General features: G+C 52.9%; 11 protein-coding genes. 5 read left to right on the forward strand and 6 right to left on the reverse strand.

Annotated features, from left to right (window positions below; translation table 11 throughout):
- Positions 1 to 145: 145 nt before the first annotated feature.
- On the forward strand, positions 146 to 892 hold the full coding sequence (locus DVH26_RS33440; RefSeq protein WP_239629939.1) for a MerR family transcriptional regulator: 747 nt from the start codon (positions 146 to 148) through the stop codon (positions 890 to 892).
- A 156-nt stretch (positions 893 to 1,048) separates the two neighbouring features.
- On the opposite strand, the gene DVH26_RS33445 is transcribed toward DVH26_RS33440, so the two are convergent.
- Positions 1,049 to 2,026, reverse strand: a complete 978-nt coding sequence (locus tag DVH26_RS33445) for an SDR family NAD(P)-dependent oxidoreductase (protein ID WP_239629940.1) — start codon at positions 2,024 to 2,026, stop codon at positions 1,049 to 1,051.
- 221 nt (positions 2,027 to 2,247) lie between these two features.
- Positions 2,248 to 3,411: an iron-containing alcohol dehydrogenase gene (locus DVH26_RS33450; protein WP_239629941.1), complete on the reverse strand. Its 1,164-nt coding sequence runs from the start codon at positions 3,409 to 3,411 to the stop codon at positions 2,248 to 2,250.
- 488 nt (positions 3,412 to 3,899) lie between these two features.
- On the opposite strand from DVH26_RS33450, the gene DVH26_RS33455 reads away from it, so the two are divergent.
- From DVH26_RS33455 to pdxA, 4 genes are all read left to right on the forward strand, one after another.
- Positions 3,900 to 5,741: a sigma-54-dependent Fis family transcriptional regulator gene (locus DVH26_RS33455; RefSeq protein WP_239629942.1), complete on the forward strand. Its 1,842-nt coding sequence runs from the start codon at positions 3,900 to 3,902 to the stop codon at positions 5,739 to 5,741.
- A gap of 108 nt (positions 5,742 to 5,849) precedes the next feature.
- Entirely contained in the window at positions 5,850 to 6,806 is a 957-nt protein-coding gene (locus tag DVH26_RS33460; protein ID WP_239629943.1) for a 2-keto-3-deoxygluconate permease, read from the forward strand.
- A 65-nt stretch (positions 6,807 to 6,871) separates the two neighbouring features.
- Positions 6,872 to 8,185 carry a four-carbon acid sugar kinase family protein gene (locus DVH26_RS33465; protein WP_239629944.1) on the forward strand — a complete coding sequence of 438 codons (1,314 nt, stop codon included), beginning with the start codon at positions 6,872 to 6,874 and terminating at the stop codon, positions 8,183 to 8,185.
- Positions 8,182 to 9,180: a 4-hydroxythreonine-4-phosphate dehydrogenase PdxA gene (pdxA, locus tag DVH26_RS33470; protein WP_239629945.1), complete on the forward strand. Its 999-nt coding sequence runs from the start codon at positions 8,182 to 8,184 to the stop codon at positions 9,178 to 9,180. The genes DVH26_RS33465 and pdxA overlap by 4 nt, the downstream gene beginning before the upstream one ends.
- Before the next feature lie 88 nt (positions 9,181 to 9,268).
- On the opposite strand, the gene DVH26_RS33475 is transcribed toward pdxA, so the two are convergent.
- From DVH26_RS33475 to DVH26_RS33490, 4 genes are all read right to left on the reverse strand, one after another.
- Positions 9,269 to 10,123 (reverse strand): protein phosphatase 2C domain-containing protein, encoded by an 855-nt coding sequence (locus DVH26_RS33475; RefSeq protein WP_239629946.1) that lies wholly within the window; start codon positions 10,121 to 10,123, stop codon positions 9,269 to 9,271.
- Between the two features lie 57 nt (positions 10,124 to 10,180).
- Positions 10,181 to 11,341, reverse strand: coding sequence for an extracellular solute-binding protein (locus tag DVH26_RS33480; RefSeq protein WP_239629947.1), 1,161 nt, complete (start codon positions 11,339 to 11,341; stop codon positions 10,181 to 10,183).
- A gap of 103 nt (positions 11,342 to 11,444) precedes the next feature.
- A complete protein-coding gene (locus DVH26_RS33485; protein WP_239629948.1) occupies positions 11,445 to 13,163 on the reverse strand; it encodes an ABC transporter permease in 1,719 nt (572 codons plus the stop codon).
- A complete protein-coding gene (locus tag DVH26_RS33490; protein ID WP_239629949.1) occupies positions 13,150 to 14,250 on the reverse strand; it encodes an ABC transporter ATP-binding protein in 1,101 nt (366 codons plus the stop codon). Before DVH26_RS33490 ends, DVH26_RS33485 begins: the two co-directional genes overlap by 14 nt.
- Position 14,251: the final 1 nt, after the last annotated feature.

Genomic DNA, 14,251 nt, shown 5'->3' on the forward strand with positions numbered 1-14,251 from the left:
CCCTCCCTCGCGCCGGAAATCAGCGTCCGCATAATCCCTTCCCTATGAGGAGAGTCTGCCTTTACTCCTTCTCCTTTTTTCTCTGACAAATGGACTTGACTCTGACCCAAGAGGAGGCTCTAGAATCAAAAACGAGGTGAACAACATGCTGCATACCGTTAAAGAAGTGTCTGAGCTCACGAAAGTCACAATCAAAACCCTTCATCATTATCACAAAATCGGCCTGTTGCTTCCTCATTCGGTGACGGACGCCGGTTACCGCCTTTACGGCATGAAGGAGCTGGAGCGGCTGCAGCAAATCTTGTTCTACCGGGAGCTTGACTTTTCCCTGGATCAGATCAAAGAAATACTCGATCAAGAACCGGATCGGTTGTCTATTTTGTCCGGCCAGAAGGAGCTTCTGCTGGCACGGATGAGCAGACTCGGACGATTGATCAAGACGCTGGACGAATCGATTCAACACACTTCCAAAGGAGAGATGATGGAGATGGCGGATATGTTTAAAGGCTTTGCTAGTGAACAAGAGTGGCTGGATGCGATGGCTGAACAAAATGAATATGTAAAAGAAACGTATGGCTACGACATCTTGGATAACAATCCGATTGATGTTGAAGCGATGAACGAAATGGCTGTGGAGGCGAAGCATTTCATGGATGGGATGGCAGATGCGCTGAAGGATGGATTGAGAGTTGACGATGCTGTGGTCCAAACGCTGATCGAGGAGCATATTCTATTTTTAAATAAGCATGGGCACGAGCTCCAAAAAGATAGCTTTGCCGCACAAACCCGCTTCTTTTTGAACGACGACTTCCACCGAACGATGCTGGAGTCCCGGCAAACCGGCCTTTCGTATTATCTCTGCATTGCCGCAGATACGTTTGCTTCAAAATAAGCCATGATTCCGCAGGGTCAGGCGTGCCGGTGCTGTGATCGGGCCGGCTTGCCTGCCCTGCGAATTTTTCCATTAAAGCTGTCGGAGCCAAGCCGTTCTCTCCTCGGCGGTCGAGGAAGGGATCGAGTCGAGGAATAATTATTGATTAATTACTAACTAATTGGCCGCAAAAAGGAATCCATTTCTTCTTTGCAGCTCGCGAACCGTAAGCGAAATCCCCTTTTCAAAAGCAGTAGCCCGCACGGGTCCGATCCAACGCTTGTATTTGTCACCGCTTAATATTACCGGCTCTTCGGTCAAGTAAAGCATCTCCACAATCTCCTTCATTACCGGCATGCCCATCCCGATCAAAGACAGTCCGACTCTTCCTAACGGAATGACCGGCTTGGCGGTACCGCTAGCCTCCCGGGCTATTCGAGCAATCTCCCGACCCGAGATGACACCGGCACCCGGAATGTTCCAGTTTTGCCCATAAGCCTCTTCCCTTCCCGCGAGCTCCGCGATCATGAACGCTGCGTCCGGCAAGTAGACATACTCCCGTGGAACATGCATATTGCCGATGAAAAAGGCCATCTTCCCTGCCGCTATCGCTTCCAGCGTGGAGCCCAGATAAGAAGCCTCGTTGGCCGTGGGCCCGTAGTAATCCGGCAACCGGACGATCATCACCTTGGCCCGGCTCCACCGCCGATCGAACAGCATGGTCTCGTAAGCAAGCCGGGTCTTGCCCTTCTTCGTATGCGGCTGCTTCGGATGCTCCTCTGTTACCCGGTCCGTTTGTCTTCTTCCATAAGGATAGATGCCGTCGATGGCGACGACCTTGATGCCCAGCCGCTCGGCGGCCGCCATTACGGATTCGCCCAGCGGAATCAGCTTGCTGACCATCTCGTGGTACGGCACGTTCGCGCAATGGAACAGAACGTCCGCTCCTGCTGCTGCGGAAACAATGTTATCGGGACGCATAGCATCGCCTACGGCAATCGTCAATTGTTCGGGATTGCCCAATCTAGCCCTCAGCTGCTCCAGCTTCGAGTGAGATCGCCCGAATGCGATAGTCTGAATCCCTCTTCCAACCAGCTCCTCCACAATCGAAGCGCCCGTACCTCCTGTTGCTCCCACTACTATTGCTTTTTCCATAAGGAATCACCTCATCGTTTATTTTGTGATTGATCAATTACTATCTTCTGAAATCAATATAACACCCCGTTAGTGATTGGTCAATAACCAATTTAATGATCGTACCTTTTTTTTCTCAAAACCATTCGCTTCTGCTTTTACCCTGGTAGGCCGAAAGGCCAAAAAGGGCTGAACCCGGCAGCTTGCCTGCTGCGGCTCAACCCTTTCTCACCGTACTACAATTATAACGAATCGCGGTAAATCTGAACTACGTCTTCGCGCTGCAGCTTTTTGAAGTTGCCGAAAGGACCGTTGACCATCGCCTTATCGGTCATCAATTCGATGCTTTCTTCGCCGATTCCGTAGTCGGACAATCTGCTCGGAGCTCCGATGGAGGTCCAGAACGATCTCAATGCCTTGATTCCCTCCAGGGCGACTTCACGATCCGAACGATTGTCCGGATTCACTCCGAAGACGCGAACCGCTAGTTGCACGAACCGGGACAAGTCCGTGTCCATAACATGTCTCATCCAATGCGGGAACAAGATAGCCAGCCCGCCGCCATGAGGAATATCGTGCACAGCGCTTACCGCATGCTCGATATTGTGGGTCGCCCAATCGCCACGCGTCCCCATTGCCAATATTCCGTTCAATGCCATCGTGCCGCTATACAGAATCGTTTCGCGGTATTCGTAATGATCCAGCTGATCGATCAGCTTCGGCGCCGTCTCGATCACCGTGCGGAGAATCGTCTCGCAAAACCCATCCTGTACTGGCGACTGCCCGCTTTGGTGGAAATATTGCTCGAAGACGTGGGACATAATATCCACCATTCCGTACACCGTCTGATCCTTCGGAACCGTGAACGTGTACTGCGGATCCAGAATAGAGAAGCGCGGAAACACCAGCGGGCTGCCCCATCCGTACTTTTCCTTCGTCTCCCAATTGGTGATGACGGACCCCGAATTCATCTCCGAACCGGTCGCCGCCAGCGTAAGAACGGTTCCGAACGGCAGCGCTTGATCAGCCGAGGCTTTGCGGGTAATAATATCCCACACATTGCCTTCGAATTTGGCGCCGATAGCAATTGCTTTCACGCAGTCGATAACGCTGCCGCCCCCAACCGCAAGAATGAAATCGATGCCCTCCTGCTTGCACACATCGATCCCTCGTTGCACCGTCGTTAACCGCGGATTCGGCTCTACACCGCTGACCTCATGAACTTTGACACCGAGCTTGTCCAGTTGTGCCATGACTTGATCGTACAGACCGTTTCGTTTGATGCTGCCTCCGCCGTAAACAAGCAGCACATTGCTTCCGTATAACGGAATTTGCGTTTGAAGGTGCTCAAGCGTTCCTTTACCGAACAAAAGACGGGTTGGATTGTGATATGCAAATGGAATCATGGAACCTCTCCCTTTTTTTAATATAGCTACGTTATAAATTGGGCTTTCTACCTTAATCTTATTCAATCGAAGCTGCGTTGTCCAAACGGTGCCGGATCGGCTTGAAACAGCTGCGGCTTTTTGCAACACTATTAAGTGTACTTCTACCCGCTGCTTCTGTGAAGAATGCACTTTTACGTACGGAGCTTACCTGCAGGTTACCGTTGGCATCGGGATAGGAACCATTAAGCGCAGAGCACAGCATTCGTTTATAAGTGCAGCATCTGGATATAGTAAAGTGGAGGAGCACTGTACAGCGCATGGCCGACACCTTAAGGACAGAATTTGGAAAAGATTATTAACAGCGATTTAAGGCTCCACATGGCGTTCCTGTGCAAGCTTTTTCTTTGTTGACGGCGTTAGCCGTATCGCAGGCTTTCTTGCTTCCGATATTTGTATTATAATTCGATAAAAACGTTTCATTTTGAAACAATTTATGAGGTGTCGTGATGAAAATCAATGTATTGGCTATAGCTCCCTATGTCGGATTGAGAGATCTTTTGCTTGAAATGGTACGGGATGAACCGTCGATCCGCATGGATGTAGAGGTGGCGGACTTGCAGGAGGCATTGCCGATCGTGAGATTTGCCGAGGAGCGCGGATACAATATCATCGTAAGCCGCGGCGGTACGGCCACGATGATTCGCCAGCATACTTCCCTGCCGGTAGTGGATATTCCGGTATCCGGCTACGATATTTTGCGGGTGCTGACCCTTGTCCGAAAGGCGAATTCCAAAGTCGCGATCATCGGCTTTCCCAACATATGCAAAGCGGTGTCCGAGGTATCCAGCCTGCTGGAGTTCACCATTCCTACGTTCTCCATCGAAGATCCGTCGGAGGTTCGAAGCGCGCTGTGGCAAGCGTTCCAATCCGATGTGCAGATCGTCCTCGGCGACGCCGTAACGGTACGGGCCACGCAGGAAATGGGTTATCACGGCATTCTAATTACTTCAGGCCGCGAATCGGTCAGCGACATGTTCCAGGAAGTTCGCCGGGTGTTCGACGTCTACCGCCAGGGGCAGGAGCAGGTCTTGTTTTACCGCGATCTATTGGATAGCGACAAACGGGCTATTTTTGCCATGGACTCGGACAAGAACGTGTTGTTTCTGAACAAGGCGGCGAGCCGGATGATCGGTTCATTGGGAGAGGAAATCGTGCGCGGCACCAGCATTCGACTGGCGTTTCCCGCCTTGCACAAAGTCATCGAGCAGGTGGAGGATACGCCTGCATCCCGGGATTTGCTGCATTTTCTGCAAGTCAACGATCAGCAGTATAAAGTCAGCGTGACGATCCGCGGCGCATCGGACCGCGCCCATTATCTGGTCAGCTTGGACTCTATAGAAAATTGGCGCAATGAGCGAAGATTCGCCGCTTATGTCCCTCCGAGACTGACAACCTTTCATCAGCTGGTCGGCTCGAGCACGATTCTCAGAAAAACGATCTCCCGCGCGCAAAAATACGCCCAGTCCGACCGCAACGTATGGATATCGGGGGAAAAAGGCGCCGGCAAGTCGATGTTCGCCCAAGCGATTCATTCGGCGAGCAAACGGCATGATCAAGGCTTCTATATGATCTCGTGCGAGGAATTGAGCGAGCAGGATCTCGACGCTCTGCTAGTCGGCTCTCTCAAGGAGCTCAGCTTGCCGGAGACGGGCTTCTCGGGGACGCTCTACTTGAACAACGTAGACCGGCTGGACCGCGTCATGCAGGAGAAATGGCTTCAGGTCATTAAGCATCATAAAAGCATCCGCTTCCTCGTATCCTCCTCGACCACATTAACGCGGCTGAAGAGCAAGGCGGATTTCAACCACGATCTTATTATGGCTCTAAGCGAGCTGCATATTACCATCCCGCCGCTGCGGGAGCGCATGGAAGATTTGGACGAAATCGTAAGGGTGATCATCGCCTCCTACAACTCCGAGTCCGGCAAGCAAATCGTGGGCTTCCGCGATACCGCCATCGATGAGTTAATGAAATACGAATGGCCCGGAAATTTACGAGAACTGGAAAATGCGATCCAGGAAATGCTTATTTTGACCAAAGGAAACTATGTCGAGCTGAAGGATGCCGCTTTGGTTATCGACCGCTATAAACAATCGGTGAACCCGAACCTGGCGACTGCGCCTGCACAAATCGATTTAAGAGGCTCGCTGGAAGAAATTGAGCAGCGGATTATTATGCAGGTGCTTCAGGAGGAAGGCATGAACCAATCCAGAACCTGTGAGCGTCTGGGCATCAACCGGACGACGTTATGGAGAAAGCTTAACAAAATGTTGAATAATGAAACATAATCACAATTGAAACCTCTCTCACTACCACCTATAATAAACAACGTAGCGCTTACATCCATGGCCATTATGTTTCAAATTAAAACAACTACGACTTAGGGGGCGCATCTTGTGAGAATCAAGGCAACCATAGAACGAATTCCCGGCGGTATGATGATTATCCCTCTGCTTATCGGAGCTATTGTAAATACGTTGTTTCCTACGATTCCAAAAACATTCGGCTCGTTCACAGGCGCACTGATGACCGGTTCGCTGCCGATGCTGGCTGTATTTTACGTATGTATGGGTTCTACGATCGATTTCAAGGCAACTCCATATATTTTGAAAAAAGGCGGCACCCTGCTGATTACCAAAATCGGTATTGCCATGATCGTCGGCTTCATTGCAGGGAAATTCCTCGGCAACGGCATGGTGGAAGGCGGCTTGTTCGCAGGTCTTTCCGTACTGGCCATCGTTGCTGCAATGAACGATACTAACGGCGGACTGTACATGGCGCTCATGGGACAGTTCGGCAAAAAAGAAGATGTCGGCGCGTATTCGATTATGAGCTTGGAGTCCGGTCCGTTCCTGACCATGGTTACGCTGGGCGTAGCCGGTTTGGCCGCATTCCCTTGGCAAACGCTGGTCGGAGCTATTCTGCCGCTTGTGCTTGGGATGATCCTCGGCAATTTGGACCGTGAGATGCGTGAGTTTTTATCCAAGGCGGTTCCTGTGCTTGTACCGTTCTTCGCCTTTGCCCTTGGCGCCGGGTTGAACCTCGGCAATGTATGGCAAGCCGGCATTCTCGGCGTGCTGCTGGGAGTTGCGGTAGTTGTCATTACAGGCTTGGCGCTCATGTTCACCGACAAACTGACAGGAGGCAACGGAATCGCAGGCTTGTCGGCGGCTACTACCGCAGGGAATGCCGCAGGCGTTCCGGCAGCCGTAGCGGCGGCGAACTCGGTCTACGCTCCGCTTGTTCCATCCGCTACTGCACTGGTAGCATCATGCGTTATCGTAACGGCTGTTTTGGCGCCGATCGTTACTGCTTGGTGGGCCAAACGTATAGGGGTTACAGCAGCAAAATAATACGGGAGAACCCCAAGTCCCGGTCCTGCCGGGACTTCTCCTTTTCTTAGCAGGAGGAATGAACCGTGGAACGGATATCCATTATTGCAGACGATTTGACAGGCGCATCCGACTCCGGCGTCCAATTCGCCCGAAACGGGCTGAAGACGCAGGTGATCTTCGACTGGACGTCGATCCCTGATGAGCATCATGATGTGGTAGTTATTGATACCGACAGCCGCTCCATCGCAGGAGAGGCGGCATACGAGCGCGCGAAAAGCGCAGCGCTTGCGCTGAAGGAGAAGGGAATCCGTCTCATTTACAAAAAGATGGACTCTACGCTGCGCGGCAACCTTGGTCAAGAAATCAACGGCGTCCTGGACGCCTTTCACTTTGATGCTGCTTTCATCGCTCCCGCCTTTCCGAGAATCGGCCGGACGACGGTTAACGGCATTCATTATTTAAACGGTACACCGATCCACGAGACGGAGGTCGCCAAAGATCCGAAAACCCCGGTTCCGGATTCGGTTATCGCCAATATATTCAGCAAGCAGTCCGGGAAGCCATGTGCGAATATCGATCTCTCGTTATTGCGAAAAGGACCGGATTCGGTTATTTCCTTCATCACTGACGAGTTGAAGAAGCAGACGAAATGTTTCATTTTCGATGCCGAAGCCGACGAAGATTTGCAGCAGATTGCCGCACTTATTACATTCTACGGTTCCAAAGTGCTCTGGGCGGGTTCTGCCGGGCTGGCGGAGTTTTTGTTAAAGCCGCAGCAGCCGTCGGAATCATCCGCACCGGAGAATACGGACGATATGCCATCATCCCAAGGTCCCGTTATGCTGGTGGCGGGCAGCATTTCCAACATTACCCGCGAGCAGGTTGCGGAAGTGAACCGCCAGGCCAACGTGATCGCACTGGAGCTGGACCCTCTCGCTGCCATCGGCTCCGATGAAGCAAGAAGCAAGGAAATGGAGCGCTGCGCCGCTGCATTATGGTCTGCTCTATCCGCCGGGACGGACGTTTCCCTGTATGCGGGCTCGTCCCCGGAGCAGGTTCGTGCGGCTAAGGAGCTGGGAGCCCAGCAAGGCATGTCGTCATCCGACGTATCCAACCGCATTGCGGATACGCTGGGAGCCATTACGAGCCAGGTCATTGGCAAAACACCGGTCAAAGGACTCGTCCTTACCGGCGGCGATACGGCCAAGGCGGTATGCCGATACTTGGGAGTCCACGGAATTGCGCTGCGCAACGAGGTGGAGCCGGGAATTCCTTACGGCATACTGCTCGGTGAGACCCGCTTGCCGGCGGTAACCAAGGCAGGCGCCTTTGGCAACAAAATGTCTTTGTGGAATGCGATGCAATGCATTCATCTTGAGAAGGGAGCGGAACAATGATGACGAAACCGGTTATTGGCATTACGATGGGGGACGGAGCAGGCGTCGGTCCCGAAATTATTATGAAGGCTCTGGGGGATTCGGCTGTGTATGACAGCTGCCGCCCTTTTGTGATCGGGGATGCCAAACTATTGGAAAGAGCAGGCCGCGTCGTCGGCAGCCAGCTGCACATTCGTGCGATCTCGTCTCTATCGGACGCGGAATATGCTTACGGGACGGTTGATTGCCTCGATCTGAATCTGCTGCCGGCCGATCTTCCCTTCGGCCAAGTATCCGCCGAGGCGGGTCATGCCGCTTTTATGTACTTGAAGCAAGCGATCGAGCTAGCCAATGATGGCCAAATCGACGCCATCTGTACGGCTCCGTTGAATAAGGAAGCCCTTCATAAGGGAGGCCATATGTATCCGGGTCACACCGAGATCCTGGCCGAGCTGACCGGCACGAAGGATTTCTCCATGATGCTATCGGCGCCGAAGCTGAAGGTCATTCATGTGACGACGCACGTAGGAATTATCGACGCGGTCAAAATGATCGAGCCGCAGCGTGTCTACAATGTCATCCGTATGGCTCACGAGACGCTGCAAAAAGCCGGCTACGCCACTCCGCGCATTGCCGTTTGCGGCATCAATCCGCATGCTGGTGAAAACGGCTTGTTCGGCTATGGCGAAGAAGAGGAGAAGATCATTCCTGCAGTGCAGCGCGCGCAGCAAGAAGGCATCCAGGTGCAGGGCCCGCTCCCTGCCGATACGCTGTTCTTCCGCACGACACGCGGAGACTTCGATATCGTAGTCGCCATGTACCACGATCAGGGGCACGGCCCTGTCAAGGTGCTCGGGCTTGAAGCCGGAGTCAACATTACGGTAGGCCTGCCGATTATTCGTACCAGCGTCGACCACGGAACGGCCTTCGATATTGCCGGCAAAGGGATCGCCGACGAGCAAAGCATCAAGGAAGCTTTGCGTCAGGCTGTCGAGCTGGCGCCGAAACGCCAATAAATCTATGAAAATAAAGCCCAGTGCGATTCAGGCACTGGGCTTTTTGCTGGTGTATAGATGAGACCGGTAATTTACAGCAACTCACGAATCAAAATTGAATCCATATTCCCGTCTTGTCGTCGGAAATTTTAAATCTCGGATACTTCTGGCACTCTTTATCGTCCTGCTCAAGACGGGTCAGCCAATCCGTATAGCTGGCAAGCGTTTGCTTCTCGACCATGGCGATCAGATTGGCACAATCGTCCGACGGTTCCGCCCCCGCCTCCTTCGGTAGAAACAACCCGTCGGTCACCAGCAGGAGGGATCGCAAACGGATGCGGTTGATCGTCCCGTACTCCAGAAGCTCCGCCGCTTCCGGCTCGCCGCTCAGAACCGAATAGCCTTCGAGCGTGTTCATCTTCGATTTATTTTGCATAATGACCGGCTTGACCATACTCCACAGCTGCTCCCGTGAAGTGATCCCGCTTTGGATGCCATCCTGCCAAATTTTCTTGGATTGCTGATCGATATGATCCACCTGATCGCGAGAAATCGTACGAACCGTACCGTCCTCATACTTGGCGGCAATCATGCAGTCACCCGCCTGCACGTAATCGATCGAATGCTCGCGAACGCGGATGAGAGCCAGCGAGCTGGTCCATAAAGACGCTTTATCCGTGAGATCGATCCCCGCTTCCTTCATGTCCTCCCGCAATCGGACGTTGGCCTGGATGACCAGATGCTTGAGGCTGGCATCCGCCACATCTTCTTCCCGAAGCGATTCCAGGTAGTTCTTGATCGTCCGGGAAGCCAAATATCCTCCCGTCTCCCCTCCCGCTCCCCGGTAAGGGTGAAGAGATGTGGCACCGTCAAGCACCCCGAACAACCGCAGCCTGTCATTAACGACCAGCGCATCCTCGTTCCATTGGGCGGTACCCTGTTTTGAAATGGTTTCTATCATCATACGAACTCCCTCCTCGATGCCATCCTGCCCCTATCCTGCTCCTGATAAAGACGAATCCTATTTCGATTGCTGTTCCAGCAGTTCGAGCTTCTCCGTAATCCTCATCCATTGATCGTAGTCGTCCACTGCAGGCTTGCGTCCGCTTAATGACCGAATAGCATCGAATATCGTCCATTGCCGGGCTAATGCGGCCGATTGTTCGGCCAATTGCATGACTACATCCGTTTTGGCGGGTATGTAGCCCATGTGCGTCCACATCAGAGACTGCGCCGTGTTATCCATCATAAATTCTAACAATCTCTGAGCCGCCGTTTCCTTGGCAGGAATCGAATGGATTTGAACCAGACCGTTAACAGCCGGTACGATCCCTACCGAATCGGACTCCGGCAGCCTCATAATATCGAATTGAAATTTTCCGCCTATATAACGTTCAATGACAGGAAGCTTGCTGGAAGAGCTGAGAAGCACTCCGACCTTGCCGTTAATAAAATCGCTGACCGCCATCCGATGGCTTAACGGCTCCAATATACCGAGCGCGTGCACCCAGCGCTCCCATAAGTCGAACGCGTGCTCCGAAGCCGTACCGCCTCCTATATTTTGGGCGTACCATGGAAGCTCATTATCGATAGCCAGCCTCCATCGGTCGCCGGGCGACGCAAGCCCCTCCTTGATCGGCAGCGCGGCGGCTTTCTCTACGTCGTTCCAGCTGCGAAAGCCGTTCGGCGGAAGCTCCGCCCTGCTTACCAATTCCCCCCGGTAATATAACAGCGGGATGCTGCCTCCAATGGGCAGAGCCCACAGCTTGCCATCGTAGCGAAACGGCTCTTCAAAAGCAGCTGAAAGTTGGGCGGCCTCCGTCTTCTGATTGTCGATTGGAGTTATGGAGCCGGTAGCAGCCAACGGGGCGATGCCATAGAAGCTTCCGATTTCGGCCAATTGCGGAGCCACGTTGGCCGAAATCGACGGCAGCAGCTCATGATACAGCTGTTCTGCCGAACGAAACGTGCGAACATCTATGTTGATTTGCGGATATTGCTTCTGAAATTCCGCAAGAGGAGTGTCCCACCCTCTACTGAACACCCATACGGACAACGTTACCGTATCCTGCGGCTGATCGTTACCACCGCCCGAAGGCAGACGCTTGGCCCTGATCCACATGACCGTGCCTGCGAGCAGAAAGCAAGCTGTTATGATGAAAATCCATTTGCGCCGATTCATGAATGCCTCCTTGAAAGCACCGGTTTGCCAACCTTTCGGGGTTTCTTCCGAACTCATTGTACCATGGCTCATCGAAGGCGGCATTATGCTCCGGCTTTCCTGCTTAGAGCTGCAATCCTTTTTTGCTCAGCTTGTTGGCAATCAGTAAGGAAACGAGGGTCGATACGGATAAGATAGAGGCTAGTGCAGCTCCCGTCCCGTAGTTGGATGTAAACACCTCGCTGTAAATCGTGACGGAGATTGTTGCCGTCGCTCCGTAATACAGCACTATCGTAGAGCTGAGCTCGTTAATGGTCGTGATCCAGCTTAGAATCGCACCGGACAATACGCCCGGAGCCATCAAACGGCCGGTGGTTTTGAAAAACGTCTTCATCGGAGGAACGCCCAAGCTGATGGACGCCTCCTCGACACTTCGGTCGAGCTGATGCAAGATCGCCGTGCTGGAACGAATCGTGTAAGGCAGCTTCCGTACGATGTAAGCTATAACCAGAATGACCCACGTCCCTGTCAAGACGACCGGCGGCTTGTTAAAAGCGATGATCATACTGATACCGAGTACCGTACCCGGCATAACGTAAGGAATCATGATTAACCCGTCCAGCATTGCGGTCAGCTTCGATTTGCGGCGGACAAGCACATAAGCGACGAGCATGCCCATAATCACCATAATGACGATAGAGACCGCCGAAAAGCTGTACGTATTGGCAATTGCTTTTGGAACTCGGAACAATACTTCCTTGTAGCTGTTTAAGCTGAAGCCGGAGTGGAATACCGGTCCTTTCGTTTTGATGAACGACGTGATAATGACCGTAGCCTGCGGAATCAGAGATATACATGCTATGAGCAAAGCACCTGCGGTCAGCAGCGCTTTAGGCAGCGGCCTCAGCAATTCCACCTTGGGCGTTCGCATGCCCGTCATGGTGTAATTTTTCCGCGAAACGAAGTAACGCTGCAAGAACAGAATGCTCGTCGAGCAAGCGATCAGAATGACGCTGAGTGTGCTCGCCATCGCCGGATTCCCGCCCATTTCGCTTATAAATTGCTCGTAGGCTAGAATCGGCAGCACCTTGAAGCCTTGACCGAGCAGCATCGGGGTCCCGAAGTCGGCGAAAGCGGCCATGAACACCATCAGCGCTCCGGCAGACAAGGTCGGGAAGATGAGCGGCAGCGTGATCGTCATAAGCCGATGAAATGCGGAGCGCCCGAGACTTTCCGCCGCTTCCTCCAACGACGTATCGATCGTGCGCAGCGCCCCGGACACATATAGGAAAATGTGCGGGTAAAACTGCAGAGTAAATACGAACACAATCCCTTTCCACCCGTAGACTGACGAGAACGGTATGCCGATGTCGTGGAAAAACCGCGTTAGAAACCCGTTGTTCCCGAGCATCAGAATCCACGAATACGCGCCGATGAACGGCGGCGACAGCAAGGACATGATGACCATAATCTGAATCAAGCCTTTGAACCTGATGTTGTAGCGCGTCATCACGTAAGCGAGCGGTACCCCGATCAAGATGGAGAACACGGTCGTCAGCGCCGACACCTTGAAGCTGTTCCAAAGGGCGATATAGTAATATTTCAGCTTCAGGAAGTTCGCATAGTTTTCCAGCGAGAACACGCCTTTATCGTTAAAGAAGCTGTTGATCAGCAAGGAAAAGAGAGGATACACGATGAAGGCCAGCAAAAATAAATAGACGAAGCAAGTGACCCACGACCAGAAGTCCCACTGCTTGATATTCAGCCTTCCATACCGTCCAGGCTGCTTCCTGACCGCTGTGCCGCCCATAGCCGTTTCTGCCGCTAGTTTAGAAGGCTGCACGGTAGAGCACCTCCCGGCCGGAATGATCGAACATCGTCGTTCTATCCAGCTGAAGATTGACCAGAACCGATGCTTTCTCCCGTCTTAGACGATGCGGCTGTACCGCATGCTCCTGAACATCGATCAAGGTGCCGTCGTTCAGTCGAATGAGGTAGCTCACCTTTTCTCCCAGAAACGTAACGGTCTCGATCGTGCCGGGAATAAGCGGGGACCCGGAGTTGGCATCCTCCAGCTTCACGCGTTCGGGTCTAAGCGCAAACAGGACCTTACCCTCATAGTCGTTCTGGAGCGGCAGCCGGAAATCCGTTCCGAACAGCTTCACCACGGCTTCGCCGGAATGGCTGCTGTAGGAGTCGCATTCGCCTGTAATAAAATTGGACGTCCCGATAAAATTGGCGACGAATTGGTTGGATGGATACGCATAGATATCCCCAGGGGAGGCAATTTGCTGCACTCTCCCCTCACTCATGACGGCAATCCGGTCGGAAACCGCCAATGCTTCCTCCTGATCATGCGTAACGTAAATCGTCGTGATGTGAAGCTCCTTTTGCAGCCGGCGAATGTCCGATCTCATCTTCACTCTCAGCTTGGCGTCGAGATTGGATAACGGCTCATCCATCAACAGCAGTCCCGGACGAATGACGATGGCGCGGGCCAGGGCGATCCGCTGCTGCTGACCGCCGCTCATGTTGGACGGTACGCGGTCGCGCAGATGGGAAAGCTCTACCATTTCGAGCGCTTCCATCACTCGGGTTTCGATCTCTTTCTTCGATACGTTGCGGGCTTTGAGGCCGTAGGCGACATTTTCGAATACCGTCATGTGCGGGAAAATGGCGTAGTTTTGAAACACCATCCCGATATTTCTCTCGTGCGTCGGCACGTCATTCATCTTTTTATCACCGAAGTAGATGTCGCCTTCCTCCTGCCGGTAAAACCCGGCAATCGTCCGCAGCAGCGTCGTTTTACCGCATCCGCTTGGGCCGAGCAGCGTGAAAAACTCCCCGGCTTCTATAGTGAAATGAGCATCATTAACCGCCTTATTCGTTCCGAAATATTTGGTTACATGATCGAACACAACTTTTTGCATG

The organism is Paenibacillus sp. H1-7 (genome assembly GCF_022354825.1).
Lineage (GTDB): Bacteria > Bacillota > Bacilli > Paenibacillales > NBRC-103111 > Paenibacillus_S.